Origin of the sequence: Flavobacterium cauense R2A-7 (genome assembly GCF_000498475.1) — a bacterium.
Taxonomy (GTDB): Bacteria; Bacteroidota; Bacteroidia; order Flavobacteriales; family Flavobacteriaceae; genus Flavobacterium; species Flavobacterium cauense.
This window is the reverse complement of sequence record NZ_AVBI01000010.1, coordinates 23,058-48,865: the sequence shown is the minus strand read 5'-3', so window position 1 is coordinate 48,865 and position 25,808 is coordinate 23,058. Positions and strand designations below refer to the sequence as shown.

At 38.3% G+C, this 25,808-nt stretch carries 22 protein-coding genes; 13 read left to right on the top strand and 9 right to left on the bottom strand.

Translation table 11 applies throughout. From position 1 onward, the window contains the following. Positions 1 to 67: 67 nt before the first annotated feature. The gene (locus FCR2A7T_RS03690) at positions 68 to 1,129 is read right to left on the bottom strand and encodes a DUF3810 domain-containing protein (protein WP_023569937.1); all 1,062 of its coding nucleotides are present in this window, start codon (positions 1,127 to 1,129) and stop codon (positions 68 to 70) included. 99 nt (positions 1,130 to 1,228) lie between these two features. Here FCR2A7T_RS03690 and FCR2A7T_RS03685 point away from each other — a divergent pair, with 99 nt between their 5' ends. The 4 genes from FCR2A7T_RS03685 (at position 1,229) to FCR2A7T_RS03670 (ending at position 6,522) form a co-directional block, all read left to right on the top strand. Beyond that, entirely contained in the window at positions 1,229 to 1,513 is a 285-nt protein-coding gene (locus tag FCR2A7T_RS03685; protein WP_023569936.1) for a (2Fe-2S) ferredoxin domain-containing protein, read from the top strand. A gap of 94 nt (positions 1,514 to 1,607) precedes the next feature. Further along, on the top strand, positions 1,608 to 3,071 hold the full coding sequence (locus FCR2A7T_RS03680; RefSeq protein ID WP_023569935.1) for an aminoacyl-histidine dipeptidase: 1,464 nt from the start codon (positions 1,608 to 1,610) through the stop codon (positions 3,069 to 3,071). A gap of 123 nt (positions 3,072 to 3,194) precedes the next feature. After that, a complete protein-coding gene (locus tag FCR2A7T_RS14665; RefSeq protein WP_051369496.1) occupies positions 3,195 to 4,220 on the top strand; it encodes a hypothetical protein in 1,026 nt (341 codons plus the stop codon). Then, positions 4,180 to 6,522 (top strand): hypothetical protein, encoded by a 2,343-nt coding sequence (locus FCR2A7T_RS03670; RefSeq protein ID WP_023569934.1) that lies wholly within the window; start codon positions 4,180 to 4,182, stop codon positions 6,520 to 6,522. The genes FCR2A7T_RS14665 and FCR2A7T_RS03670 overlap by 41 nt, the downstream gene beginning before the upstream one ends. Positions 6,523 to 6,555: 33 nt before the next feature. On the opposite strand, the gene FCR2A7T_RS03665 is transcribed toward FCR2A7T_RS03670, so the two are convergent. Next, positions 6,556 to 7,071, bottom strand: a complete 516-nt coding sequence (locus tag FCR2A7T_RS03665; protein WP_035117244.1) for a DUF6265 family protein — start codon at positions 7,069 to 7,071, stop codon at positions 6,556 to 6,558. Between the two features lie 134 nt (positions 7,072 to 7,205). On the opposite strand from FCR2A7T_RS03665, the gene prfA reads away from it, so the two are divergent. Further along, on the top strand, positions 7,206 to 8,279 hold the full coding sequence (gene prfA, locus FCR2A7T_RS03660) for a peptide chain release factor 1 (protein ID WP_023569932.1): 1,074 nt from the start codon (positions 7,206 to 7,208) through the stop codon (positions 8,277 to 8,279). A gap of 56 nt (positions 8,280 to 8,335) precedes the next feature. Here prfA and FCR2A7T_RS03655 read toward each other — a convergent pair whose 3' ends face one another. The 5 genes from FCR2A7T_RS03655 to FCR2A7T_RS03640 form a co-directional block, all read right to left on the bottom strand. After that, positions 8,336 to 8,995 carry a hypothetical protein gene (locus tag FCR2A7T_RS03655; protein ID WP_023569931.1) on the bottom strand — a complete coding sequence of 220 codons (660 nt, stop codon included), beginning with the start codon at positions 8,993 to 8,995 and terminating at the stop codon, positions 8,336 to 8,338. 19 nt (positions 8,996 to 9,014) lie between these two features. After that, positions 9,015 to 9,167, bottom strand: coding sequence for a lmo0937 family membrane protein (locus FCR2A7T_RS15075; RefSeq protein ID WP_023569930.1), 153 nt, complete (start codon positions 9,165 to 9,167; stop codon positions 9,015 to 9,017). A 174-nt stretch (positions 9,168 to 9,341) separates the two neighbouring features. Continuing rightward, complete coding sequence (locus tag FCR2A7T_RS03650) at positions 9,342 to 11,111, bottom strand: CHASE3 domain-containing protein (RefSeq protein WP_023569929.1); 1,770 nt, start codon at positions 11,109 to 11,111, stop codon at positions 9,342 to 9,344. 18 nt (positions 11,112 to 11,129) lie between these two features. Beyond that, positions 11,130 to 11,576, bottom strand: a complete 447-nt coding sequence (locus FCR2A7T_RS03645) for a response regulator (RefSeq protein ID WP_023569928.1) — start codon at positions 11,574 to 11,576, stop codon at positions 11,130 to 11,132. Positions 11,577 to 11,590: 14 nt separating this feature from the next. Next, positions 11,591 to 12,148, bottom strand: coding sequence for a helix-turn-helix domain-containing protein (locus FCR2A7T_RS03640; protein WP_023569927.1), 558 nt, complete (start codon positions 12,146 to 12,148; stop codon positions 11,591 to 11,593). Between the two features lie 255 nt (positions 12,149 to 12,403). On the opposite strand from FCR2A7T_RS03640, the gene pyrF reads away from it, so the two are divergent. The 3 genes from pyrF to FCR2A7T_RS03625 are packed head-to-tail and all read left to right on the top strand — an operon-like array spanning position 12,404 to position 14,511. Further along, positions 12,404 to 13,216, top strand: coding sequence for an orotidine-5'-phosphate decarboxylase (pyrF, locus tag FCR2A7T_RS03635; protein WP_023569926.1), 813 nt, complete (start codon positions 12,404 to 12,406; stop codon positions 13,214 to 13,216). Positions 13,217 to 13,251: 35 nt separating this feature from the next. Further along, positions 13,252 to 13,647 carry a DoxX family protein gene (locus FCR2A7T_RS03630; protein ID WP_023569925.1) on the top strand — a complete coding sequence of 132 codons (396 nt, stop codon included), beginning with the start codon at positions 13,252 to 13,254 and terminating at the stop codon, positions 13,645 to 13,647. An 18-nt stretch (positions 13,648 to 13,665) separates the two neighbouring features. Further along, positions 13,666 to 14,511: an ABC transporter substrate-binding protein gene (locus FCR2A7T_RS03625; RefSeq protein WP_023569924.1), complete on the top strand. Its 846-nt coding sequence runs from the start codon at positions 13,666 to 13,668 to the stop codon at positions 14,509 to 14,511. Here FCR2A7T_RS03625 and FCR2A7T_RS03620 read toward each other — a convergent pair. Continuing rightward, the gene (locus tag FCR2A7T_RS03620; RefSeq protein ID WP_035117242.1) at positions 14,508 to 15,665 is read right to left on the bottom strand and encodes an MFS transporter; all 1,158 of its coding nucleotides are present in this window, start codon (positions 15,663 to 15,665) and stop codon (positions 14,508 to 14,510) included. The genes FCR2A7T_RS03625 and FCR2A7T_RS03620 overlap by 4 nt on opposite strands. 316 nt (positions 15,666 to 15,981) lie before the next feature. Next, a complete protein-coding gene (locus FCR2A7T_RS03615; protein ID WP_023569922.1) occupies positions 15,982 to 16,692 on the bottom strand; it encodes a DUF4197 domain-containing protein in 711 nt (236 codons plus the stop codon). A 207-nt stretch (positions 16,693 to 16,899) separates the two neighbouring features. On the opposite strand from FCR2A7T_RS03615, the gene katG reads away from it, so the two are divergent. The 5 genes from katG (at position 16,900) to FCR2A7T_RS03590 (ending at position 25,804) form a co-directional block, all read left to right on the top strand. Continuing rightward, complete coding sequence (gene katG, locus FCR2A7T_RS03610; protein ID WP_023569921.1) at positions 16,900 to 19,110, top strand: catalase/peroxidase HPI; 2,211 nt, start codon at positions 16,900 to 16,902, stop codon at positions 19,108 to 19,110. A 394-nt stretch (positions 19,111 to 19,504) separates the two neighbouring features. Next, positions 19,505 to 20,284 carry a hypothetical protein gene (locus tag FCR2A7T_RS03605; protein ID WP_023569920.1) on the top strand — a complete coding sequence of 260 codons (780 nt, stop codon included), beginning with the start codon at positions 19,505 to 19,507 and terminating at the stop codon, positions 20,282 to 20,284. Continuing rightward, entirely contained in the window at positions 20,277 to 21,572 is a 1,296-nt protein-coding gene (locus FCR2A7T_RS03600) for an erythromycin esterase family protein (protein ID WP_035117230.1), read from the top strand. Before FCR2A7T_RS03605 ends, FCR2A7T_RS03600 begins: the two co-directional genes overlap by 8 nt. Positions 21,573 to 21,707: 135 nt before the next feature. Next, positions 21,708 to 22,262 carry a DUF4494 domain-containing protein gene (locus FCR2A7T_RS03595; RefSeq protein WP_023569918.1) on the top strand — a complete coding sequence of 185 codons (555 nt, stop codon included), beginning with the start codon at positions 21,708 to 21,710 and terminating at the stop codon, positions 22,260 to 22,262. Positions 22,263 to 22,378: 116 nt separating this feature from the next. Next, positions 22,379 to 25,804 (top strand): methylmalonyl-CoA mutase family protein, encoded by a 3,426-nt coding sequence (locus FCR2A7T_RS03590; RefSeq protein ID WP_023569917.1) that lies wholly within the window; start codon positions 22,379 to 22,381, stop codon positions 25,802 to 25,804. Positions 25,805 to 25,808 lie beyond the last annotated feature (4 nt).

The window sequence follows — 25,808 nt, the reverse complement described above, 5'->3', positions numbered from 1 at the left end:
AAAATAGAAGCAAGAAGCAAGAAGCAAACATAATGATTAAACTATCTTGACTCTTGGTTCTTGTTTCTTACAAGTCTTTTCCTTTATAATAATTCACCATCAATCCGACAAATTTGCTGTAGCCTTCCAAACCGTCTTTCTGCTGGTTCACTTTCAGGAAATTATCGTAAAACGTATGGAAAATCACATCGATAAACGTTTGATGACTGTCCCAGAATTGTTCGGTTTCGTCAAAGTTTTTCAAAATTCCGGGGTGAATCAACGGAAGTAGTTTTTTGGCAGAGCCTTCTTCAAAATTCTCCATATTCGATAGGCAATACCGCAAAGCATACGAATAACCACAGTATTTAAAATACAAATCGTCATTGTAAATCGTGGCCATGTATCCGATAAAGTTGGCTTCACTTTCAGAACCGATTCCAATCTGATGCGCCATTTCGTGTCCGGTTGTCGTAGCAAAATTGTGTAGCGGAATCAAATTATTCACCTGCGCTTCATTGGTAAACGGATTCAGATACCCGCCAAATCCCATATACGTCAACGGTGTGCTGATTAGTGAAGGTTTTACCGAATGATGTTCATATTTCAGATACGGAAAAGCTTTTGCCAGATTGTCATAGCCGTTTTGCGTTTTGTCGAAGATTTGCTTTCTGTTAAATGGAATCACCACTTTTACAGAATCATTTTTAACCAATTGGGAATGAATCGCATTGGTTTTTACAATCATCATTTTAGTGAAATCAATTAACTCTTTCTGAGTGTATTCGCGTTCGATTTTCAGTTTTTCATACATCGGAATCCGCAAATAATTGATGGCCCAAAGCAAGTTAAAGAAAAAATAAAACACCGATACAAATCCCAAAAGCGATAAAAGATTTGATTTCCAATCTGTTTTCCATGTTTTTCGTTGTTTCCAAAACCATCGCAGTAAAAAGAAAATGGCAATAAAATAAATAACATCGCCCACAGAAAACGGAATTTTTCCCAACGTAATTCTCGAAATTTTTGCTAAAGGCGGATAGAAACCATTGCTGTAATACCGCTCTACGGCTTCCGGAAAAAAAGAAAGTATTTTTAATCCGATAAGCTGGATAACGAGAAAAAGCGGTAAAATCAGTTTACGGTTCATGGAGAAAATTTTGCTAAATATAAAAAATGTTAATTGAATGTGGTTATGAAAGACTTATCGTAAATTTGTAATAAACAGGGATGAAATAAATACGGTAGCATGAAAAAGTTAGATATTCCGAAAAAAGTCATTCTCTTTTGTAACGGAAGCAAATGCGGAAAGCCCAACAAACACAACCGGAAAGTGTTTCGCGGTCTCCTGAAACAAACCGAAATGAAAGAAGAAGTCATAATGGTGAAAATCGAATGTACCGACAATTGCAAATGCGCACCGGTAGTTGGTTTTCAACCGGATAACGCATGGTTTGGCGAAGTGTCCGAGAAAAAAATACCGCAACTTTTCGAGGAATATGTAGCGCATCAGAAGCTATTTAACCACGAATAATTTCCGCTGAAAATTACCTTACATTCTTGTCTTCAAAGCGCTAAAACTTCGTAACTTTGGGACTTCTAAAAAACAACAACATTAAATAAAAAATATGAGCCAGGAAGTAAGAAACCTTGAGCCTAAACAGCTTTGGAATAAATTTGCCGACCTGAATGCCGTCCCGCGTCCGTCTAAAAAGGAAGAGCGTGTAATCGCATTCATGATGGATTTCGGAAAGAAATTAGGTCTTGAAACCATTAAAGATGAGGTTGGAAACGTAATCATCAAAAAACCGGCTTCGGCAGGAATGGAAAACCGTAAAACCATTGTGATGCAATCGCATTTGGATATGGTGCACCAAAAAAATAATGATACCAATTTCGATTTCGATACGCAAGGCATTGAAATGTATGTGGATGGCGACTGGGTTCGCGCTAAAGGAACCACTTTAGGTGCTGATAACGGTTTAGGAGTTGCCACCATCATGGCGATTTTAGAAAGCACAGATATCAAACATCCGGCAATCGAAGCGTTATTCACTATTGATGAAGAAACGGGAATGACTGGAGCGATGGGCTTAAAAGGTGGTTTACTTAACGGTGAAATTCTTTTAAATTTAGATACCGAAGAAGACGACGAAATCGATATCGGATGTGCCGGTGGGGTAGATGTTACGGCAACCCGTCAATATAATGAAGAAGAAGTTCCTGCAGATTCGGTAGGTTATACTATTACTGTAAAAGGGTTGAATGGTGGTCACTCCGGAATGGACATCGACAAAGGTTTAGGAAACGCCAACAAAATCATGAACCGTTTATTATTCGACGGATTTGAAAACTTCGGTTTGCAGATTGTCGAAATCAACGGTGGAAGTTTGCGTAACGCCATTCCGCGTGAAAGTGTTGCCAAAGTGATTATTGCTGGAATTTACGATGAAGCTTTCGTGTTCGACATGCAGGAAATCATCAAAGATATCAAAGCCGAATTCAAAACAACAGAACCTAAATTAACGATCGAAATCGTAAAATCCGATTTACCTTCAAAAGTAATGGATTTAGGTGTTCAGGAAGGCTTGTTGCGTGCGGTTTACGCTGCGCATAACGGTGTGTACCGAATGAGTGCCGATATGGAAAATCTGGTGGAAACTTCCAATAATATTGCAAGAATCATCGTGAAAGACGGTGAGATTTCAATCCAAAACTTAACGCGTTCTTCGGTAGAATCTTCCAAATTTGATTTGGCGAATGCTTTGCGTTCTGCTTTTGAATTGTTCGGATGTGAAGTAACCTTTGCAGGTTCATATCCAGGTTGGACACCAAACGTAAAATCGGAAATATTGGATGTTTTAACATCGATTTACGAAAAACAAAACGGTTCAAAGCCACACGTGGTAGCTTGTCACGCCGGTTTGGAATGCGGAATTTTAGGAACAAATTATCCGGATATGGACATGATTTCTTTCGGTCCGACCATCAAAGGCGCACACAGCCCGGATGAAAGAGCGTCGATTGCTTCGGCTCAGAAATACTGGAAATTTGTAATGGAGATTCTGGAGAATATTCCGATGAAGAATTAAAAATTCACCTTTATAAAGAATTGAAAAACCTGTTTAGAAATAAACGGGTTTTTTTGTAAAATAATTTAGCGAAATGATATACTTTTAATACGAATTTACGTTAAGATAAAAACTGCAACAGCAATGAAAACCTGGTTTCTTTTTGGGGTTATTTTGACAACCCTTTTCTCGTGTTCCCATAAAGTGGAAAATGTCGAAAAATCGTTCTATTATTGGAAAAGCGATGAGTGGAATTTTTCCGAAAAAGAAGATTCGTTACTAAAGAAATTAAAGGTTAATAAGCTGTATGTCAAATTTTTTGAAGTCGAGCACAGTGATGCAATGGGAAATTACCCGATTTCAAAAACGAATTTAAATATGTACAGAGCAGACAGTCTTACCATTGTTCCCACGGTATATTTAAGAAATTCGGTTTTTATAAATGCCAGTAAAGGGAGTTTGGATACTTTGGCCAATAACGTGAATTTCTTAATCAATAAATACGTCAATGAGAAATTCGACAGGCAATTACCGGTAAAAGAATTTCAGATGGATTGCGATTGGACTTTAAAATCAAAAGACAATTATTTCTATTTTCTGAAGCAACTGAAAGTTCTTTCGAAGAAGGAAATTAGCTGTACACTTCGTTTGTATCCGTATAAATACCCGGACAAAATGGGCGTGCCTCCTGTGGATAAAGTAACCTTAATGTGTTATAATCTGATGAATCCTCTGGAAAATCATACTAAGAACTCAATTCTCGATTTAGAGGAAATGAAACAATATCTCGATACCGATAATGCTTATCCGCTGCATTTGGATGTTGCGCTGCCAACGTATTCCTGGATACAGGTCTATCAGAACAATCAGTTTTCGAAAGTTATTTATACCGATGTGAAAGCGACAAAGAAAATCCTGAAACCGGTAAAACCATTGTGGTATGAAGTTACGAAAGACACTGTTATTGAAGATACGTATCTGCGGATTGGCGATAAAATAAAGCTGGAAGAGCTTACAGCGGGTAATATCCAAAAAGCTATTTCAATTATAAAGCGCCAGATAAAGCTGGATAAAAACACTACGATTACCTTATTTCACTTAGACGAAAAACAATTAAGCAATTATTCCAATGAAGAACTTTCTGGCTTTTATTCTGATTTTTGCAAGTAAGCATCTGTTTGCCTGCGGATTTTATCCGTACGGGGAGGAATTGCGCTTTTCGTTTTTCAATCCCGAAGCATTTGGGTATTATTCGTATTCCGAGTTTGATTATTCCTCGAATTCTTTTGAGCCTAAAGATGTTTACAGGGATTTTGAATGGCAGCCTAATGAAAGACTCTGGCTGAAGTATTCCGGAAATAAAGTATCGGTTTACGATATTCGTAAGGTTCTGGATGAATTTAGTGCCGATGATATCAACAAAAAAAGTGCAAACAAGTGGATTCAATATCTCTATCAGACTAAGGATTTTGAAGCGTTGCACTATCTGAAATTTGCCAAGAACTGTGAGTTTTTCAATTCCTGGATGGATGATCCCTGGGAGCGAAATGAAGTCATGGCCCTGCCCAAAAGAACGAAGCTTTTAAACGAAGCGATTTTACTTTCGAAACAATCCCAAAAAGAAGAAATCAGGCTGCGATATACTTTTTTGGCCATCCGACTGGCATTTTATAATCAGGATTTTACCAAAATCAGAAGTCTTTATGATACGGTATTTAAACTGAAAACAAAAAACAATATCCTTGATTATTGGAGTCTGTATTTCAGAACCATAGCCGAAGGCGATGCGTCTTTGGCTAATTTTTACGCGGCACAGGTTTTTGTGAATGCACCCGATAAACGTTTCATGATTGCACAGTTTTTCGATACAAAAGTGCCTGTTCAATCGGTTTTGAGACATGCTAAAACCAATGAAGAAAGAGCCAATGTGTATTTGTTGGCCGGAATAAAAAAACACGATAAGTCGCTTGAATACCTGCAAAAAGTATATCAGTACAATCCGAACTTTGAAGGTTTGAATTTTCTGTTGTTAAGAGAGGTTAATAAAATGGAAGACTGGGTTTTTACCCCGTATTACTCCCTGTTTAGCCCTTCTGTGGAAACCAATAATTTTTGGGACGATGAGGAAATTTCGATACAAAATATTTTTAAAAGGGTGGAAACGGACCGGGTTTATGCTGCTGAGGTTCTGCGTTTTGTGAATCAGGTTGATTTGAGCAAAGTGAAGGATCCACAATTCTGGAAAGTATGCAAAGCGCATTTGTTGTTTATTACGAAAGACTATACATCCAGTTTGTCACTTATCCGTGAATTGGAAAAATCTACTGAAAAATCCGGAGAACTTCAGAAACAGTTAGAAATCATAAAAGCCTTGAATCTGATTGCAAATCAGGAATATGGAAAAGCTGTTATTTCAAATGAGGTAAAAGCGGTTATTCTGAAAAATAAAGAGTTCAAGAAGTTTCTTTTTGCTTTGGGACGGGAGTTGGAGTATAAAGGAAATACCTCTGATGCCGCACTTTTGTATTCGAAGATGAATGATAACGAATTAACGGAAGATCACGATAATTATAATGTTGCTTATTGGAGAACCATAAAAAATAAAGGAGAAACCTATTCTGATTTCTATTATGATTATTTCGATTATATCAACATCATGTATACTCCAAAACAGATGGAAGATTTACTCAATAACATTTTTAAAAATTCTAAAGCTAAAGACGAGTTTTCGATTTGGAAATACGCTTTGCTAAAACAGCAGGTTCCGGATCTGTATGATTTATTGGGTACGAAATACATCCGTCAGAACAATTTGCAAAAAGCATTGACGAATTTCAAAAAAGTGGATAATGTGTTTTGGAATGAGAAATATTCGGCTTGGGAAAGAAATAAATACAATTGGGACGGAAGCAATATTTTTGATGCGAACCCTTTTTACGAACTGAAATATACGCCGGATTTTATTCCGATAAAAGATACAATACGACTGACTAAAACCGCGATAACGAATCAGTTGATACAATATATCGCCAAAGCGGAAAATACGAAGGAAAAGGATCGCGACTACTATTATTTTTTAATTGGGAACTGTTATTATAACATGACACAATACGGAAATTCCTGGATGATGCGCCGCTATACCTGGACCAGCTATGGCAACCATTCGCCATTGGAAGATGAAGCGGAATATTTTCAGTGCGATTTGGCTAAGAAATATTATCTGAAAGCAAAAGAAAATGCCAAAACCGATAAATTCAGAGCGCTATGTTTACGAATGATCGGACGCTGCGAGCGAAACAGGCTGGAATATTTGTATCCGTACCGTTACGATAAAGAGATTGAAGATTACGGAAAGTACATTTTCGGTAAAAACAAATACTACTCCGATTTGAATACTGCATATCCGAAGGATTACGGAAAGTTAACCAGTGATTGCTCTTATTTTGAGGATTATTTTAAATCCCGCAGATAACAAAAAAAACCTCGTCAGTGACGAGGTTTTTTATTACGATTTTTTCTTTATCGCAAAAAGTTCTTTGCTCATTTTTCCGTCTTTCATTCCGGAAATTTCGGCAACTAAACTATCGTTTGAAATTTTGCTGTAGGTAATCTTGTTGGGAAAATCATGTTTCGGATTTTCAAAAACAAGCTGATCGTCATTGGCAGTAGTCAGATAAAATGCTACAGGTTCATTGTTGTTTTGTCCTTTTACGGTCACTTTGTAAAACAAACTGTCATTTTTCTGTTCTAAAACAACATTTTCATGAAAAACAGTGTCAATTTCAACGGTAACAAAACTGTCTCCAACAAACGTACTGTCGTTTTCCTGTTTCCAGGTTTCGGTTAAATTACCTTCCGCAGAAGTATTTCCCCATTTCCCCAAAAGCCAATTTGCTTTTTCAAGCTTTTCATAGTCTTTGGTTACAATCTCTTCCGGTTCACCAATTTGCAGTGAACTCTCCTTTTTTTGGTTACAAGCAACAAGCGCAATTGCCGCTAAAGTAACAGTAATTTTTTTCATTTTCATTAAAGATATTAGACGGGTTAAAGGTATGTAAATTGCATAATATTTTACAAAAAAATATATGCTGTTTATTCACTGTTTTTTGAACCTATTTTTTTTGTAAATTTGCACCCGAAAACAGCGTAAAGAATATGTTAGACAGATTGCAATATGTGAAGCAGCGTTTCGACGAAATTTCGGATTTGATTATTCAGCCGGATGTTATCGCCGATCAAAAACGTTATGTTCAGTTAAATAAAGAATATAAAGATTTGAAAGCCTTGGTTGAAAAACGCGAGGAATACATCAATCTTGACGGAAATATCAAGGAAGCGCAGGAAATCATTGCCGATGGTTCGGATGCCGAAATGGTGGAAATGGCCAAAATGCAGTTGGATGAAGCCAAAGAACGTTTGCCACAACTGGAAGAGGAAATCAAATACATGCTGATCCCGAAAGACCCGGAAGACGCGAAAAACGTAATGGTGGAAATCCGTGCGGGTACCGGAGGTGACGAAGCGTCTATTTTTGCAGGCGATTTGTTCCGTATGTACACTAAATATTGTGAAGCCAGAGGCTGGAGAACTTCGGTGGTAGATATGAACGAAGGAACATCAGGCGGATTCAAAGAGATTATTTTTGAAGTAACCGGTGAAGACGTTTACGGAACGTTAAAATTTGAAGCAGGTGTTCACCGTGTGCAACGTGTACCGCAAACTGAAACACAAGGGCGTGTGCATACTTCCGCTGCGACGGTAATGGTACTTCCGGAAGCCGAAGAATTTGATGTACAAATCGATATGAACGACGTTCGTGTGGATTTCTTCTGTTCGTCAGGTCCTGGAGGTCAGTCGGTAAATACGACAAAATCAGCCGTGCGTTTAACACACATTCCAACCGGATTGGTAGCGCAATGTCAGGATCAGAAATCGCAGCATAAAAATAAAGACAAAGCATTAGAAGTATTGCGTTCCCGTTTGTACGAACAGGAATTGGCAAAAAAACAAGCAGAAGATGCAACCAAACGTTCTTCGCAAGTTAGTTCGGGTGACCGTTCGGCAAAGATCAGAACTTATAATTATTCGCAAGGTCGTGTAACCGATCACCGAATTGGTTTAGATGTTTTTGATATGGATGGCGTGATGAACGGAAAAATCCAAAAATTTGTTGACGAGCTTCAGTTGGTAAACAATATGGAAAAACTTAAAGAGAACGAAGTTTTCTAAACATAAAAAAAACGAGATAGTCAACTATCTCGTTTTTTTATACCAAATGGTACGCATTATTCTTTGGCTTTAGCATTTTCTTCTGATTTGGCACTCATTCTGTTGATTTTAAGCATAGGTGCAAATTTGATTTTTAAACCGGCAATTTTTCGGTTATCCTCCGGAGTTAAACCATTTTTTTCTACGGTATTTTTGTGGGCATCAAGGGCTTCATACAATAATTTAATTTCATCCCAGTCTTCTCTTGAATAGGAATCTTTATTATTGGATACAGTGGTGACAAAATTGTCATAAACCTTAAGAATGTTGTCTTTGTTAACCCAATCAAAATTCATGTCGTCACCAATTTCTACTCCAAATAACGCTTTTCGGATAGTGGTTTTGTAATTGGCAGTTTCCGATTTTTGTTTTTCGGCTATCAGACTTGCTTTAAATACTTCATATTTTTCTGACGATGCTGCAATTTTAGTTTCATAAGCGGTTTTGTCTTTTACATCTGTTAAAGCTGTTTCGGCTTCTGTTTTTTTATTGTTCACTGAAGTTTCAATGGTCTCCCAATTTCCTAAAGCGTCATTAGGTGCTACTTTACTGATAGAATCCACATAGGTCTCATAGCTGCTTACGGCTTTATCTGCTTGTTCTTTTTTTTCATCTTTACACGATATCATTACAGTGGCAATCGTTACTACTGTAATATAAAATTTTGCATTTTTCATAATTTTCAGTTTTTAACGGTTATAATTCTTTTCCTTTAATTATTCGTAACAGAATCGCTATAACGGCAATCACCAATAAGATGTGAATTAAATTCCCCGCGCTATAGACAAAAAAGCCTAAGGCCCATAATATTACCAATACTATCGCGACCATATAAAGTAAGTTTTGCATACTATTCAGTTTTTAATTGATTATTGTTATTTACATTACAAAGTTGCAACCGATAGCGCCGTTTCCTGTTACAACATATTTTTTAATTGTTACAGAATTTCCATAAAGTCTTTTTTTTCAGGCACTAAAATAAGTTCTGAAAGCATTTTTTTTGAAAGGGTGCTGAGAATTGGTTTATTCTAAAGGAAGGTAAACGGTAAAAGTAGCCCCGATGTTCGGTTCGCCTTTTGCAAAAATGTAGCCTTTGTGATTCTCCACAATTTTTCTGCAAATCGCCAATCCGATTCCGGTTCCGGCATATTCGTTTTTATTGTGAAGGCGGTTAAAAAGAATGAAGATTTTTTCGGCATATTCCTGTTCGAATCCGATGCCGTTGTCGCGAAATGTTATTCGGTAGTATTTGTCTTTTGCAGAAGACGGCAACTGCGTTTCATCGGCTGCATTCGTTTCGGAAACCTTAATGTATATTTCTGGTGCTACGTTTTCTTTACTGTATTTTAAAGAATTGCTTATCAGATTGGTAAACAGTTGTTGGATCTGGAAAGGAATGACATTCAGTTCCGGGAGTTTTTCGCTAATAATAACAGCATTTTTTTCTTCAATTGTTGGCGATACTTCTAGTTTGGCATTTTCTAATAACTGATTTAAATCGGTTGTTTCGAAATTCTTTTCTGTTTTGTTGGATCTTGAAAACTGAAGTAAGTCATCAATCAGATTGCGCATTCTGTCTGCAGCAACGATAATTCTTTTGAGATAATCATTACCGGTATCGGATAAATTTGCGGCTTCGTTATCGTTGAGGCGGGAAATAAAGGTTTGTATTTTTCGTAACGGTTCCTGCAAATCATGACTGGCCACATAATTAAAAGCCATCAATTCCTTGTTGCTGCGTTCCAGTTCGCGGTTTCGTTCCTCCGTTTCCTGCATGATATTGTATTCTTCGGTAATATCGCTGGTGGTTCCTAAAAGGATTTTATCGCCCGATTTGTTGGTAATCAGTTTTCCGATGCCTCTGAAATAACGAATTTCGCCGTCTTCTTTAATAATCCGGTAATTGAAAGACGGCAGTTTTTCGTTCTGAATCATCCGCGACATTACATGCTGAACGTGTTCCAAATCGTCCGGATGGATGTATTTCATCAGATTGTCGAAATTGGCCTCAAACGATTGTGGTTCGCATCCCAATAAACGGTACTGGTTGTCGGAAAAACGATAGTGATCTTTTTCGATTTCCCATTGCCAGGAACCAAAATTCCCTACCATTTCAGCCATATTGCTTGATTCATTTGCAATGGATAACTGGTTGTTGGTTTTTTTTAGTTCATTCAAATCCCGACTGATTTTTACAAAGGAAACGACACTTAAAATGAGTCCGATTAAAATAGTAATGTAAATCAGTATCGGAGTGTTGGAAAAGGTATTGTTGTATTTTTCCTGACGGATGGATAAGATTTTGGTTTCCAGTTCCGACATACTGGCCACACAAAACCGGATGCTGTCCATGGTTTGTTTGCCTTTTAATAAATTCAATCGCAGTTCTGCGGTCTTATTGGTGTTGGTAAGCTCGATCGATTTACCCATAATGCGCAATTTGTTGTCAATTAGCTTGCGAAGCAATGGGATGTTGTCATTTTGCTTTGATAAATGATCTACAATGCTAATGGCGGCATCTATTCGGATAGGAGCCAGTGTATAGGGTTTCAGATAACTGGAATCCCGGGTAATGATATAGCCTCGGGTAGCGGTTTCTGCGTCTCGTATCTGCGACAGCAATCGTTCCAGTTGCAGGCTGACCTCGTGAGTGCGGGTAACTTCTTCCGAGGAATCGGATAATTTGGAAAGGTGTTTATAAGTTATGCCGGAAATAAAGAAAATTACCGCTATGGAAATAACAAAGAGTATTTTGAGTGCTAACGGTTTCTGTAAAAATCCTGCAAATTTCATAAGGCGTTTATTTAATCGTTACAAACGAAGAAGAAAGTTGTCTTTGTTCAAACCCGAAGTGTGGTATTGCCAGTTGATGGAAATCACATCGCTTAATATTTTTTTCAAAGAAGCAAAATCGCTGGGTTTTTTGATGTAAATGTTGGCTCCGAGCACAAATGTTTCTTCAATATCTTCTTCGGAAGAGGAGGTGGAATAAATCGCAATGGCAATATCATCAAAACGCGAATTGCTTTTAATTTCGTGCAAACATTCGATACCGTTCTTTTTCGGCATGTTTAAGTCGAGAAAAAGGATGTTCGGCAAAACAGATTCCGAATCATTCAGATAGTTCATCAGCTCCACGCCATCATTAAAAGTGCTCACTTTCGTGCTGATTTTAAGCTCACTGAACGCATCGGTAAAAAACAAGCGATCGTCTTCGTCGTCATCGGCTAAAATGATATGAATGTATTCTTTATTCATTTTTCACAAGGTTTTTATTTCTCGTTAGCAATTTTTCTTCTTCGTTCAATGATTCTCTGAAACGCGGTAGGCGTGATGCCGGTGGTGTTTTTGAATTGCGTACTCAAATGGGCAACGCTCGAATAATTCAGTTTGTAGGCGATTTCGGTTAAACTCAATTTGTCGTTCACAATGAGTTGTTTGGCCAATTCGATTTTCTGCAATATGATATAATTCTCAATAGAGGTATAGGTTACTTCCGAAAAAAGATTGGAGAGATACCCGTAACTGTGATTTAGTTTTTCTGCCAGATAAACTGAACTTTTTACATTCGGATTGTTTTCCTGAAAGACCATTTCGGTAATCAGATCTTTGATTTTCTGAACCAGAATGCTCTTCTGATTTTCGATGACTTCTATTCCGTAACTGTTCAACAGCAAGGTAATTTCGTCCATCTTTTCCGGTTTGAGCGTTTCCAGAAATTCGACTTCACCAAAACCTACGATGTTGAATTTTACTCCAAGTCCTTCCAGCTTTTCTTCCAGCAGTTTTTTAGTTACTACGTTAAAATCAAATTTAAGGAATGCTTTCATTTGTTATTTTTGAGTTGTAAATAAAAAGTTACGAACCATAAAGATAATTAATTAGTTATTAATCTTTCAGGTTAGTACGTCTGTAATTTTGTGTTTTTTGGTTCTATCCAGGTAAAAATACTATTCTTAATTTTTCCTTTTGATGAAATTAAGATGTATTTGAATACTATTTGTTATATAATTACAGGCTAATGTTATAAAATTTTGATATTTACCCATGAACCTTCGTAACTTTGCCGCTCAGCAACTAAAAACATGACAACACAACAACTACAGGAACAGATTCAAACCAAAAAATCATTTTTATGTATCGGTTTGGATGTCGATTTAAACAAAATTCCCGAACATCTTTTACAAACCGAAGATCCGATTTTCGAATTCAACAAAGCGATAATTGATGCTACCCACGATTTGTGCGTTTCCTATAAACCGAATACTGCTTTTTACGAAGCCTACGGAATAAGAGGATGGAAGTCTTTGGAAAAAACCATTCATTACATTAACGAAAAATATCCTGAAATTTTCACCATTGCCGATGCAAAACGCGGCGATATCGGAAACACGTCTTCGATGTATGCCAGAGCTTTTTTCAAAGATTTGAATTTCGATTCGGTTACCGTGGCGCCTTATATGGGAAAAGATTCCGTAGAACCTTTTTTGGCTTTTGAAGACAAACATACCATTATGTTGGCATTAACCTCAAACGAAGGTGCTTTCGATTTTCAAACCCAAAATGTCGACGGAAAGGAATTGTACAAAGTAGTTTTGGAAACTTCTAAATCCTGGAAAAATTCCGAAAACCTGATGTATGTGGTAGGAGCAACTAAAGCGGAATATTTCACTGAAATCCGTAAAATTGTACCCGACAGTTTTTTGTTGGTTCCCGGTGTGGGCGCTCAAGGCGGAAGTCTGGCCGAGGTTTGCAAATACGGAATGAATGAAAATGTAGGTTTGTTAATCAACTCGTCCCGCGGTATCATTTATGCATCCGACCGGGCTGATTTCGCTGAAAAAGCAAGAGCAGAAGCCTTGAAACTGCAACAGGAAATGGCGGAAATTCTGAAATAGTTATATTTGCGGTTCATCGTAATTTTATTCCTCTAATGAAAAGTACTTTTATACTTCGTTTTGCGGTTGCCGTAATATTGGTTGTACACAGTGTGGCCGGAATGTTCAACGGCGGCGTTAATGATTTCGGAAGACTTTATCTGGATGCGGTCGGTTTTGCCCCTTTTGGGTTGATACTGGCTTGGATGATAAAAATTTCGCATTTGGTTGCAGCTATTTTGCTATTGGCGAATCGATATGTGAAATTAGCGTCAATCGTAACGATATTTGTCCTGATGATGGGAATTATCATGATTCATTTTCAGGAAGGCTGGTTTGTGGTTGGCGGCGGAAGAAACGGAATGGAATTTAATTTTCTACTCATTTTTGTGCTTTTGGCCATCATGTTTCCAAACGGATTTCAAAAAAGCAGTTCAACTTCCGATTTATAATTTAAATATTGCACCTTGATGCCGAATTCGAAAACGTATACCGATCAACTCGGAAACCAACATAGATTTAATCAAACGCCAAAACGAATCATTTCTTTAGTGCCTTCTCAAACCGAATTGTTGTATGATTTGGGATTGGAAGACAGTATTGTAGGAATCACGAAATTCTGTGTGCATCCGTTTCATCTGAAAGCCACTAAAGCTATTGTGGGCGGTACAAAACAGGTGAAAATCGACAAGATAAAAGCATTACAGCCGGATATCATCATCGCCAACAAAGAAGAAAATACGCTGGAAATTGTCGAATCGCTACAAGACATTTGTTCGGTTTGGGTAACGGATATTATTACGATTGAAGACAATCTGCAAATGATTTCGGATTTCGGACAGTTGTTCAATAAACGCATCGAAGCCCAAAAGTGGATTGACAAAACCAATTTTGCTTTAGCCGATTTTCAGCATTTCATCAAAGACAAGGAAGTAAAGAAAGTTGCTTATTTTATTTGGGCGAATCCGTATATGGTAGCCGGTGGCGATACTTTTATCAACGAATTGCTAAAGCTGAACAAATTCGAAAATATCTACGACAATCATGAAAACCTACGCGGAGCCGAACAGCACGTAGCTAAATACGAAGGTCGTTATCCTGAAATCGTAATTCAGAAAATGCGTATTCAGGGCGATCCGGATTATGTACTATTGTCTTCCGAACCTTTTCCGTTTAAAGACGAACATGCTTTCGAATTGGGCCGACACACGCATCATGCCACAACCATTTTCGTAGATGGTGAAATGTTTTCCTGGTACGGCAGCCGTTTAGTAAAAGCGATTGAGTATTTCAAAAGTCTTCACGAGCGACTTTAAACACCTTTTTTAACCACAATCATTCGGAGAAATACGAATGAAAGTAACGCTCCGATGCTCGCCATTCCCACACCAATCAATACCGGCGTATTGTAGGCATATCCCAAAGCAATCGGAATACCGCCAAAGAAAGCTCCTAATGTATTCCCGATATTAAAACTGGCCTGACCAGCGGCAGCGGCTAAAGTTTCGGCACCTTTTGCAGTGGTAATTAACATCATCTGTAACGGCGAACCAATGGTAAAAGCAATCAATCCGGTTACGAACGACATCACGTAAGCCATTCCTTCAATGTGAGCGGTTAAATAAACAACGACCAAACAAACCGCCATCATCGAAAAACAGGCCATAGCCGCTTTTGTGGGCGACATAGAATCGGCTAATTTTCCGCCCAATAAATTTCCGAAGAACATTCCCAGTCCGACCAAAATCATAATTAACGGTACACGATTCGGATCCAATCGCGATACATTGGTGACCATTGGGGCGATGTAGCTTATCCAGGCAAACAATCCACCGGTTCCAATAGAAATGATGGCGATTAATAACCAGGCTTCCCATCGTTTAAAAAAGTTCAGTTGTCCGAATAAATTCCCGCCTTGATTGGCTTCTATTTTGGGTAACCAATAATAAATGGCAATAAATGTAACCAATCCCAACAAGCTGATAAAAGCATAAGTATAGCGCCAGGAATAGTGATGTCCTATATAAGTACCGATGGGAACTCCGGCTAAATTAGCAATAGTCATTCCGGTAAACATAATGGAAATGGCTTGTGCGGCTTTTCCTTTGTCGGCCAATTGCGCGGCTACGACAGAACCTACTCCAAAAAAAGCACCGTGCGGCAATCCCGACATGAATCGGGAAACCAATAACGTAGTATAATCGGGAGCAATGGCAAATATTCCGTTGAAGACCACAAACAGGAGCATCAGGAATAATAATACTTTTTTAGGAGGATATTTTCCGGTAAACAAAACAAGAATGGGTGCGCCTACCACAACGCCCATCGCGTAAAGCGCAATCAGGTGTCCCGCAGTTGGAATGTCGATACTTAAATCTTTTGCGATATCGGGCAGAATTCCCATCATTGTAAATTCGGTCATCCCAATGGCAAGTCCGCCAAAGGCAAGCGCAATAAGACTTTTGTTTATCATGAGTGCAGTTACTATATAATGCAGCAAACCTTTTTTTAAAGTGATAAATAAAACTGGTTTGCCAATAAATTTCGGTGCAAAAGTACTGCGCCCATCTCAAAATACCGTAAAAAAATAGTTAAATAGGCAGAGTCGGTGCTTAAATCCAACGCTATGGAACAAAAAAACCACGCCCGAAAGCGTGGAATTCTTTTTTTAACTAACCCTAACCAAATGAGAAACTATTTATTATGGTACAAAGTTCCGATAATTTTTCATTCGTTAATGTTAACAATTTGTTATTTGTATGTTATTGAATGCTAATTTTTTACATTTATTTGCCATCCTGTAATGCGAATACTTTTCTTAATAAATCGGAAGTACGCGCTGCCAGGTTGTTACGGATGTCTTTTTCCTCAATGGCCACCATTTTGAAAACACCTTCCATGGCTTTATTGGTCGTGTAATCGGTTAAATCCGGATTTACTTTTTTAACTAGTGGAATACTGTTGTATTTGGTAATGATTTGATTCCAGACTTTATCAGCGCCGACTTTTGCATACGAATTTTTAATCACCGGATTAAATTTGGTGTACAACGCAGATGAGGTTGTGGTTTGTAGATAGGTTGTTGCAGAACGATCATCGCCTAATAAAATGTTTTTGGCATCCGAAAAACTCATGCTTTTTACGGCATCCACAAAAATTGGAGTGGCTTCTTTTACGGCATCTTCGGCTGCACGGTTCATGACCTTCAAACCTTCATCGGCCAATTTACTCATGCCGATGTCACGAAGGGTTTTGTCTACTTTTTTCAGTTCTTCCGGCAAAAGGATTTTTACCATTTCGTTTTTGTAGAAACCGTCCACGTTGGTCAGTTTTACTACTTGTTTTTCAATTCCTTTATTCAGGGCTTCTTTAAGTCCGGAGGCGATTTCTGCTTGTCCTAAAACGCCTTGTGTTTGTGGCAACTGATCCATTACCTGTTGCATCTCTGCGCATCCTAAAAAGGGAATAAAAGCTAAAAGTAGTACTATCTTTTTCATAAAATTGTTTTTGTTTTTCAAAGATAAGCAAACCGTGTGCCAATTTTTATTGTATAGTTTTTGGTGATGAGAAAATAAAAACAATCAATTTGATTTATAAGTATTTCCTTTCTCATTTGCGTAATTTTAACTAAATTTAAAGGTTGTAAATTTTTGATTTACAGCGATTTGATTTTTTTAAATAATATAATCAAAATATTCATTACTATGGAAAACAACACGAACGACAATGGTAAATGCCCCTTTTCCGCTGCGAATCCGGAACAAAATTTGGGAGGAATCGGAACAAAAAATCGGGAATGGTGGCCCAATCAGTTAAAAGTAAGTATACTGCGCCAACATTCGTCACTGTCCAATCCGATGGACGAAACGTTTAATTACGTGGAAGCATTCAAAAGTCTGGATCTGGACGCTGTTAAAAAAGACCTTAACGCATTGATGACCGACTCACAGGACTGGTGGCCGGCAGATTTCGGACATTACGGGCCGTTCTTTATTCGTATGGCATGGCATAGCGCGGGTACGTATCGTATTGGTGATGGTCGTGGAGGAGCAGGAGCCGGACAGCAACGTTTTGCACCGCTTAACAGTTGGCCGGATAATGCGAATTTGGACAAAGCACGTCGATTGTTGTGGCCCATCAAACAAAAATACGGTCGTAAAATTTCCTGGGCAGATCTTATGATTCTTACCGGAAATGTTGCTTTGGAATCGATGGGATTCAAAACTTTTGGTTTTGCCGGTGGTCGTGAAGATGTATGGGAACCGGAAGAAGATGTGTACTGGGGCTCGGAAACCGAGTGGTTAGGCGATAATCGTTACACGGGGGAACGCGATCTTGAAAATCCGTTGGCAGCAGTACAAATGGGATTGATTTATGTAAATCCGCAAGGACCTAATGGAAATCCCGACCCGATTGCTGCCGCAAAAGATATCCGTGAAACTTTTGCCCGCATGGCGATGAACGATGAAGAAACCGTAGCGCTTATCGCAGGCGGTCATACTTTCGGTAAGGCTCACGGAGCCGGAGATGCTGCATTGGTTGGCCCAGAACCCGAAGCAGCCGATATCGAATTGCAAGGTTTAGGATGGAAAAGTGCTTTCGGAATCGGTAAAGGCGGAGACACCATTACAGGTGGACCCGAAGTAACTTGGACACAAACCCCTACACGATGGAGCAATCTTTTTTTTGATAATTTGTTTAAATTCGAGTGGGAGCTAACCAAAAGTCCTGCCGGAGCATTTCAGTGGGTGGCTAAAAATGGAGCAGGTGCCGGTACGATTCCGGATGCTCATGACGCTTCCAAAAAACATGCGCCTACGATGCTAACTACCGATTTGTCGTTACGTTTTGACCCCGTTTATGAAAAAATTTCCAGACGTTTCTATGAAAATCCGGATCAGTTTGCCGATGCTTTTGCCCGTGCGTGGTATAAGTTAACCCACCGTGATATGGGGCCGATTTCCCGTTATTTAGGAAAAGAAGTTCCTTCGGAAGTATTGATTTGGCAGGATCCGATTCCAGCGTTAAATCATGAACTGATTAATGACAGTGATATTGCTTCTTTAAAAGGAAAAGTAATGGCTTCCGGTCTTTCGGTTTCTCAATTGGTGGCCACAGCTTGGGCTTCGGCATCTACTTTCCGTGGTTCGGACAAACGTGGTGGTGCTAATGGCGCTCGCATCCGTTTGGCGCCTCAAAAGTACTGGGCTGTGAATAATCCGGTACAATTGTCGAAAGTTTTGGACACGCTTGAAGCCATCCAAAAAGAATTCAATGCGGCACAAACGAATGGTAAAAAAGTGTCTTTGGCCGATCTAATCGTATTGGCGGGTTGCGCCGGTGTAGAGAAAGCAGCTAAGGATGCTGGACATGCTGTAACGGTTCCGTTTACTCCGGGGCGTATGGATGCTTCACAGGAACAAACCGATGTGGAATCCTTCGCGGTATTGGAACCAAAAGCCGATGGTTTCCGTAATTATCTGAAAACCAAATTCACCATTTCCACAGAAGCATTACTGGTGGACAAAGCACAATTGCTAACACTTACAGCGCCGGAATTGACGGTACTTGTTGGCGGTATGCGTGTGTTGAATACCAATTTCGACAATTCAAAACACGGGGTTTTTACCAACCACCCGGAAGTACTTACCAACGATTTCTTTGTGAATTTACTGAGCATGGAGACTACCTGGAAAGCGGTTGATGAGCAAAAGGAATTGTTTGAAGGACATGACCGTGTTACTGGTGAACTGAAATGGACCGGAACCCGTGCGGATCTTATCTTTGGATCGAATTCAGAACTCCGGGCGCTTGCCGAAGTATATGCCAGTGCCGATGCACAGGAAAAATTTGTAAAAGATTTCGTTGCGGCCTGGGATAAAGTGATGAATCTTGATCGTTTTGATTTGGCTTAAGTAAATGTAAAACACTATATTAGATTTTCGGATGATTGGAAAAACTGTGAATTTTGGTAAATGTCAATCCGAGTGTTTTTTTAGGGTTTATTTATAAGATGAAGAAAAGGCCGTAACTTATCGTTACGGCTTTTTTTGATTAACTTACTTTTTTCTTGAGATAAGAAACTTTAGTGGTAGCAGGTAAATACTTTGTTTATACTTAAATTGAAACTCTTTTTAGATAATTGTATTCAAACACCTAAATGCTTAGAGAAAAAGGTTTGTCCAAAAGCGCTTGCTTTTAATGATTAAACAATTCTTAGTGTGTATTTGTAATCTTTATCTTTAATAGTTAGTTTTGGGTTAAATTAACTCTATCGACAATAAGTCCCCGATAGGTTTGAAATATTCTATGATAAAACAACTTAACACAAAACGATTACTTCTTCTGATTTGTATTTTGACAATAGCTTCTTGTAAAAAGCAACTTCCTGATGAAACTTCTGTAGTTTCTGGAATAAAAGACACTGTGAAAAATGCAGTTACAGAAAATAATAAAATTTTAAATTCTGTAAACAAAGTTGCTGTCGACTTTACTAAAAATAAAGACTTACTTGATATAATACTGCTTTTGCCAGAAAAGAGTTTCTCGAGTTGGGAATGGAAATCAGAAGATAGAATCCAGTGGTATAAAGAGATAAAAGCTAATAATTATTACATTGATAATAATCCGAACTTTTTTAATCTCAAATATTTAAAACCAAATGAAGCCGGCTTTTCAATTGTTGACGGTTTTTGGTCGATTAACATATATAAAACTTCAGAAAACTCATTTGTAGTAGTAACGGATGATCGTGTTGGTGATGGAAATACGCTGAATTTTTATGAAGTTAAATCCAATACTATAAAAGAATGTTTGAACGAAAATCTGCTGTTACCGGATTATAAAGAACATTTAAAGAAAAAAGTGTCGGATGCTAATTGTGATGAAAAATTTGAAGAATTAGATGACCCGATATTTGTCTATAATTTTTCAGGTCCGAACAAAATTGAAATTGAGAGTTCCTGGTATTTAACAGAAGAAAGTTACAGTGATTGTTTTATTGGAAATGCGATACAGTACAATTTCAATCCTCAATTAAAGAAATTTGAAGTGGCGAAAATATATTGGAAACCCAAGCAAAATGAATAAAACAATTGTATTAAGAGTACTGGAAATGAAAAATTTAGCCTTACTGATTGTTGCAGTTCTCTGTATCTCGTGTAATAAAAAAATAACAACGGAACTCTCCCGGAAAATGATTCCATTGGACTCAGAAAACAGCGTTCCTGACGATTTTAGTAAATTAGATCAATTTATTGAAAGCAAAGAAATAATACTCCTTGGTGAAGCGGCTCATGGTGAAGGAAAAACATTTGAGGTAAAAACCCAAATTGTAAAATATCTAGTGGAGAAAAAAGGTTTCAATACAATCGCTTTGGAAGGTATGGATTTCTTACAATTGGAATACATTAATGGGCGTAGTGTTTTAAAAAACAATTTGGCAGACAACTTTGAAAGTGACTGGTATGGCTATTGGAATCCCTGGAATCCTGCTAAGCAATTGATGCCGTTCGAAACTTTTATTAAAAGCAAAAAGATTTCTTTAGTGGGTATAGAGTCGTATCAAAAAATTACTGCAATTATAAATATCGATTTTATTAAAAATGAATTAGAAAAAAGTAATTGGTCATCTTTAAACAAAGATCAATGGGAGAAATTATCTCCAATTTTTGATAAAATTCAAAATAATGAAAAGCCACTTACTATAGCGGAATATGATTTTTTCACTTTGCAATTGCAGAGAATAATTGAAAGCAATGAAACTATTTTTTTCGGCGACAATTTTTTTACGCAAATGCTAGAGAATTTGATTACGCATGTAAGTATGGAATTTAATCCTAAAACTTTCAGTAATGAGGACGAAGAATCAGCTTACCGAGTAAGAACCAGAGATTATCAAATGGCACGGAATTTAATCTACTTTAAAGAAAGAAATCCAAAGGCAAAAATTATAGTTTGGCTTGCCAATTTTCACGGCGCCACAAATTTAAAAGAAGTGACTTTTGCCGATGGTGACCCGGAGATGTATTCTAAATTTACAGTTTTCGGCGAGCATATTAAGAATAAATATTCAGATAAAGTTTATAGCATAGCGACTACCTCGACTAGAGGTTTTTCCAAAATGCCTTATAATAAAGGTGTTGAAGAGACTAAAATCATTGCGCCAAAAGAATCTTTGGAATTCGAATTAGATAAACGAAAATTCAATTTTGGCTATATTGATTTTAGAGAAATTTATAAAAAGAACCCTGAAAAACGTGATGAAATATTTAACAGTATAATGCTAGGACATTATAATCAAAAAGGAAAATGGTTGCAGCTTTTTGATGGTTTGCTGTATATCAAAGAAAACGAAATTGCCCTGCCAAAAGGTTGAAAATTAATAGTAGCTAAAATTCACGGTGTAAAGAATCAGAACAGTATTCATTGCAAATTGTGAATATCTATTTCGTAAATAACGCCTTCAAATCCGTTTAAAATTTAACTTTGCCATCCTTAAAAAAATACAGATATGGGAGCAATTTGGTATGAGTGCAAAGTAAAATACAGAAAAATAGACGAAAACGGGATACAAAAGGTTACCACCGAACCATATTTGGTAGACGCTTTATCCTATACGGAAGCCGAATCCAGAATTAACGAAGAAATGTCGGCTTATGTGAGTGAAGAATTTAAAATCACGAATATAAAAGTGGCGAATTATGCTGAGATTCATCCTTTCGAGAATACCGACCGATGGTTCAAATCGAAGGTGTCTTTATTGGCTTATGATGAGGAAAGTGGCAAAGAACGTAAAACGAGTTTTTATCTGTTAGTGCAGGCTAACGATGTGAAAGAGGCGTATGATAACACCGTTTTTGCCATGAAAAACACGATGGGCGAATACACCATTCCGGCCATTTCAGAATCTCCAATTATGGATGTTTTTCCGTATTTCAGTGGTGAAGAAGATGCATTGGAACAACTCGAGAAATTCAATGCTCTTAAAGCTTCCAAACCGGAAAAAGTGGAAGAAATTGAGGATCACATGGAATTTGACCCTGAAATTGTTGAAGAAACAATCTAGTTATAGAATACAGGCGGGTTTTTAAATCCGCCTTTTTTGTGCAGAAGAAATTAATTTTTAAATAGTTAATTTTTAATAAATGCGTAAATTGCAGCCTCAAAATTTAGTAAACCCAAATGGAACAAGTACAACCATACCAACCAAAAAATAAAGTAAGAATTGTTACGGCTGCATCGCTTTTTGACGGACACGATGCCGCGATTAACATCATGCGCAGAATTATTCAGGCTACAGGTGTTGAGGTGATTCACTTAGGACACGACAGAAGCGTGGAAGAAGTAGTAAACACGGCAATTCAGGAAGATGCTAATGCTATTGCAATGACATCTTATCAAGGCGGTCACAACGAGTATTTCAAATATATGTATGATTTGCTGAAGGAAAAAGGAGCAGGTCATATCAAAATTTTTGGTGGCGGTGGCGGCGTAATTCTTCCTTCCGAAATCTCCGAATTACACGAATACGGTATCGAAAGAATTTATTCTCCGGATGACGGTCGTGAGTTAGGATTGCAGGGAATGATTAACGATTTGGTGATGCGTTCCGATTTTCCGGTAGGCGATGTGCTAAATGGCGAGTTGAATCATTTGGAAGACAAAAATCCGACAGCGATTGCCCGCGTAATTTCTTCGGCTGAAAATTTCCCTGAAGTGGCGAAACCTGCTTTGGAGAAAATCTATAAAATAAATCAAGACAGTAAAACACCGGTTTTGGGAATCACCGGAACAGGTGGTGCTGGAAAATCATCGTTAGTAGATGAATTGGTTCGTCGTTTCTTAATCGATTTCCCTGAAAAAACCATCGGATTAATTTCTGTGGATCCGTCCAAACGTAAAACAGGCGGAGCTTTGTTAGGTGACAGAATTCGTATGAATGCTATCAATAATCCTCGTGTTTATATGCGTTCATTGGCAACCCGTCAGTCGAATTTAGCATTGTCAAAATACGTTCAGGAAGCTATTGAAGTGCTGAAAGCTGCTAAATACGATTTGATTGTGTTGGAAACGTCCGGAATCGGTCAGTCGGATACGGAAATCATGGACCACTCTGATGTTTCGTTGTATGTAATGACGCCTGAATTTGGTGCGGCAACTCAGTTGGAGAAAATCGACATGTTGGATTTCGCCGATTTGGTGGCCTTAAATAAATTCGACAAACGCGGTGCTTTAGATGCTATTCGCGATGTGAAAAAACAATACCAGCGCAACCACAATTTGTGGGATGTTGACCCGGATAAAATGCCTGTTTTCGGAACAATTGCTTCGCAGTTTAACGATCCGGGCATGAATACGCTTTACAAATCCATTATGGATAAAATTGTAGAGAAAACGGGAATCGATTTACACTCGACGTTTGAAATTACGCGTGAAATGAGCGAAAAAATCTTCGTGATTCCGCCACACAGAACGCGTTATTTGTCGGAAATAGCAGAAAACAACCGTAAATATGACGAAACAGCGCTATCTCAGGTAGATGTGGCGCAAAAATTATACGGAATTTTCAAAACCATCGAAACGGTTTCAGGAAAAGCTCCTAAATTGGATAAATCGGGGGTAGTGGAAGAATCGTTGAATCATTCGCCGGAAAAACAAGAATTCTTATCATTATTAACAAAAGAATTCGACCGCGTAAAAATGAATTTGGACCCGTACAACTGGGAAATCATTCTAACCTGGGACGAAAAAGTCAATAAATACAAAAATCCGGTGTACTCGTTTAAAGTACGCGATAAAGAGATTAAAATTGCAACCCATACTGAGAGTTTATCACACTCTCAGATTCCAAAAGTTGCCTTACCGAAATACCAAGCTTGGGGCGATATTTTAAAATGGAATTTACAGGAAAACGTTCCGGGAGAATTTCCGTTTACTTCGGGATTGTATCCGTTTAAGCGTGAAGGCGAAGATCCATCGCGTATGTTTGCCGGGGAAGGCGGACCGGAAAGAACCAACAAGCGTTTCCATTATGTAAGTGCCGGTTTACCAGCCAAACGTTTGTCGACTGCTTTTGACAGTGTAACGTTATATGGAAATGATCCACACGTGCGTCCTGATATTTACGGAAAAATCGGTAATGCCGGAGTTTCCATTTGTTGTTTGGACGACGCTAAGAAATTATATTCCGGTTTCGATTTGAGCCACCCGATGACTTCGGTTTCGATGACCATCAACGGTCCTGCGCCGATGTTGCTTGGATTCTTCATGAATGCGGCTATCGATCAGAACTGTGAGAAATACATCAAAGAAAACGGTTTAGAAAAAGAAGTTGAAGCAAAAATTGCTAAAATTTATAAAGAAAAAGGGGTAGAACGACCACGTTACCAAGGCGAATTGCCTGCCGGAAATGACGGTTTAGGTTTAATGCTTTTGGGTGTTACCGGCGATGAGGTTTTACCGGCAGATGTTTATAACGATATCAAAATAAAAACCTTAGCGCAGGTTCGCGGAACGGTTCAGGCCGATATCTTAAAAGAAGATCAGGCACAAAATACCTGTATTTTCTCTACAGAATTCGCATTGCGTTTGATGGGTGATGTTCAGGAGTACTTTATTAAGGAGAACGTTCGTAATTTCTATTCGGTTTCGATTTCAGGATACCATATTGCAGAAGCAGGAGCAAATCCTATTACGCAGTTGGCGTTTACTTTGGCAAACGGTTTTACTTATGTGGAATACTATTTAAGCCGTGGTATGAACATCAACGATTTCGGTCCGAACTTATCGTTCTTCTTCTCGAACGGTATCGATCCGGAATATGCGGTAATCGGTCGTGTGGCACGTAAAATCTGGGCAAAAGCCTTGAAAAACAAATACGGCGCTAACGAAAGAGCGCAAATGTTGAAATATCATATTCAAACATCGGGTCGTTCGTTACACGCACAGGAAATCGACTTTAACGATATCCGTACAACATTACAAGCATTGTATGCGATTTATGATAACTGTAACTCGTTGCATACCAATGCGTATGACGAAGCGATTACCACACCAACCGAAGAATCAGTGCGTCGTGCAATGGCGATACAGTTGATTATTAACAAAGAATTAGGTTTGGCGAAAAACGAAAATCCAATTCAGGGTTCGTTCATTATCGAAGAATTAACCGATTTGGTGGAAGCTGCAGTTCTTCAGGAATTTGACAGAATCACCGAAAGAGGTGGTGTATTAGGTGCCATGGAAACCATGTACCAACGTTCGAAAATCCAGGAAGAATCGTTGTACTATGAAACATTGAAACATACCGGAGAATTCCCGATTATCGGTGTAAATACGTTCCTGAGTTCAAAAGGTTCACCAACGGTAATTCCGGCGGAAGTTATCCGTGCTACGGAAGAAGAAAAACAATATCAGATTGTAATGTTGGATAATCTGCACAAAGCCAATGCACATAAAGTGGAAGAGCAGTTGAATGTTATTCAGGAAGCGGCCATCCAAAATCATAATATCTTTGAAAAACTGATGGACGCTACGAAAGTATGTTCATTAGGTCAGATTACTTCGGCGTTATTTGAAGTAGGAGGCCAGTACAGAAGAAATATGTAATACA

What these genes read in the sequence shown, in the direction of transcription:
- FCR2A7T_RS03690 (WP_023569937.1), bottom strand. Translation starts at nt 1,129, where the DNA reads ATGAACCGTAAACTGATTTTACCGCTTTTTCTCGTTATCCAGCTTATC.
- FCR2A7T_RS03685 (WP_023569936.1), top strand. Translation starts at nt 1,229, where the DNA reads ATGAAAAAGTTAGATATTCCGAAAAAAGTCATTCTCTTTTGTAACGGA.
- FCR2A7T_RS03680 (WP_023569935.1), top strand. Translation starts at nt 1,608, where the DNA reads ATGAGCCAGGAAGTAAGAAACCTTGAGCCTAAACAGCTTTGGAATAAA.
- FCR2A7T_RS14665 (WP_051369496.1), top strand. Translation starts at nt 3,195, where the DNA reads ATGAAAACCTGGTTTCTTTTTGGGGTTATTTTGACAACCCTTTTCTCG.
- FCR2A7T_RS03670 (WP_023569934.1), top strand. Translation starts at nt 4,180, where the DNA reads ATGAAGAACTTTCTGGCTTTTATTCTGATTTTTGCAAGTAAGCATCTG.
- FCR2A7T_RS03665 (WP_035117244.1), bottom strand. Translation starts at nt 7,071, where the DNA reads ATGAAAAAAATTACTGTTACTTTAGCGGCAATTGCGCTTGTTGCTTGT.
- prfA (WP_023569932.1), top strand. Translation starts at nt 7,206, where the DNA reads ATGTTAGACAGATTGCAATATGTGAAGCAGCGTTTCGACGAAATTTCG.
- FCR2A7T_RS03655 (WP_023569931.1), bottom strand. Translation starts at nt 8,995, where the DNA reads ATGAAAAATGCAAAATTTTATATTACAGTAGTAACGATTGCCACTGTA.
- FCR2A7T_RS15075 (WP_023569930.1), bottom strand. Translation starts at nt 9,167, where the DNA reads ATGCAAAACTTACTTTATATGGTCGCGATAGTATTGGTAATATTATGG.
- FCR2A7T_RS03650 (WP_023569929.1), bottom strand. Translation starts at nt 11,111, where the DNA reads ATGAAATTTGCAGGATTTTTACAGAAACCGTTAGCACTCAAAATACTC.
- FCR2A7T_RS03645 (WP_023569928.1), bottom strand. Translation starts at nt 11,576, where the DNA reads ATGAATAAAGAATACATTCATATCATTTTAGCCGATGACGACGAAGAC.
- FCR2A7T_RS03640 (WP_023569927.1), bottom strand. Translation starts at nt 12,148, where the DNA reads ATGAAAGCATTCCTTAAATTTGATTTTAACGTAGTAACTAAAAAACTG.
- pyrF (WP_023569926.1), top strand. Translation starts at nt 12,404, where the DNA reads ATGACAACACAACAACTACAGGAACAGATTCAAACCAAAAAATCATTT.
- FCR2A7T_RS03630 (WP_023569925.1), top strand. Translation starts at nt 13,252, where the DNA reads ATGAAAAGTACTTTTATACTTCGTTTTGCGGTTGCCGTAATATTGGTT.
- FCR2A7T_RS03625 (WP_023569924.1), top strand. Translation starts at nt 13,666, where the DNA reads ATGCCGAATTCGAAAACGTATACCGATCAACTCGGAAACCAACATAGA.
- FCR2A7T_RS03615 (WP_023569922.1), bottom strand. Translation starts at nt 16,692, where the DNA reads ATGAAAAAGATAGTACTACTTTTAGCTTTTATTCCCTTTTTAGGATGC.
- katG (WP_023569921.1), top strand. Translation starts at nt 16,900, where the DNA reads ATGGAAAACAACACGAACGACAATGGTAAATGCCCCTTTTCCGCTGCG.
- FCR2A7T_RS03605 (WP_023569920.1), top strand. Translation starts at nt 19,505, where the DNA reads ATGATAAAACAACTTAACACAAAACGATTACTTCTTCTGATTTGTATT.
- FCR2A7T_RS03600 (WP_035117230.1), top strand. Translation starts at nt 20,277, where the DNA reads ATGAATAAAACAATTGTATTAAGAGTACTGGAAATGAAAAATTTAGCC.
- FCR2A7T_RS03595 (WP_023569918.1), top strand. Translation starts at nt 21,708, where the DNA reads ATGGGAGCAATTTGGTATGAGTGCAAAGTAAAATACAGAAAAATAGAC.
- FCR2A7T_RS03590 (WP_023569917.1), top strand. Translation starts at nt 22,379, where the DNA reads ATGGAACAAGTACAACCATACCAACCAAAAAATAAAGTAAGAATTGTT.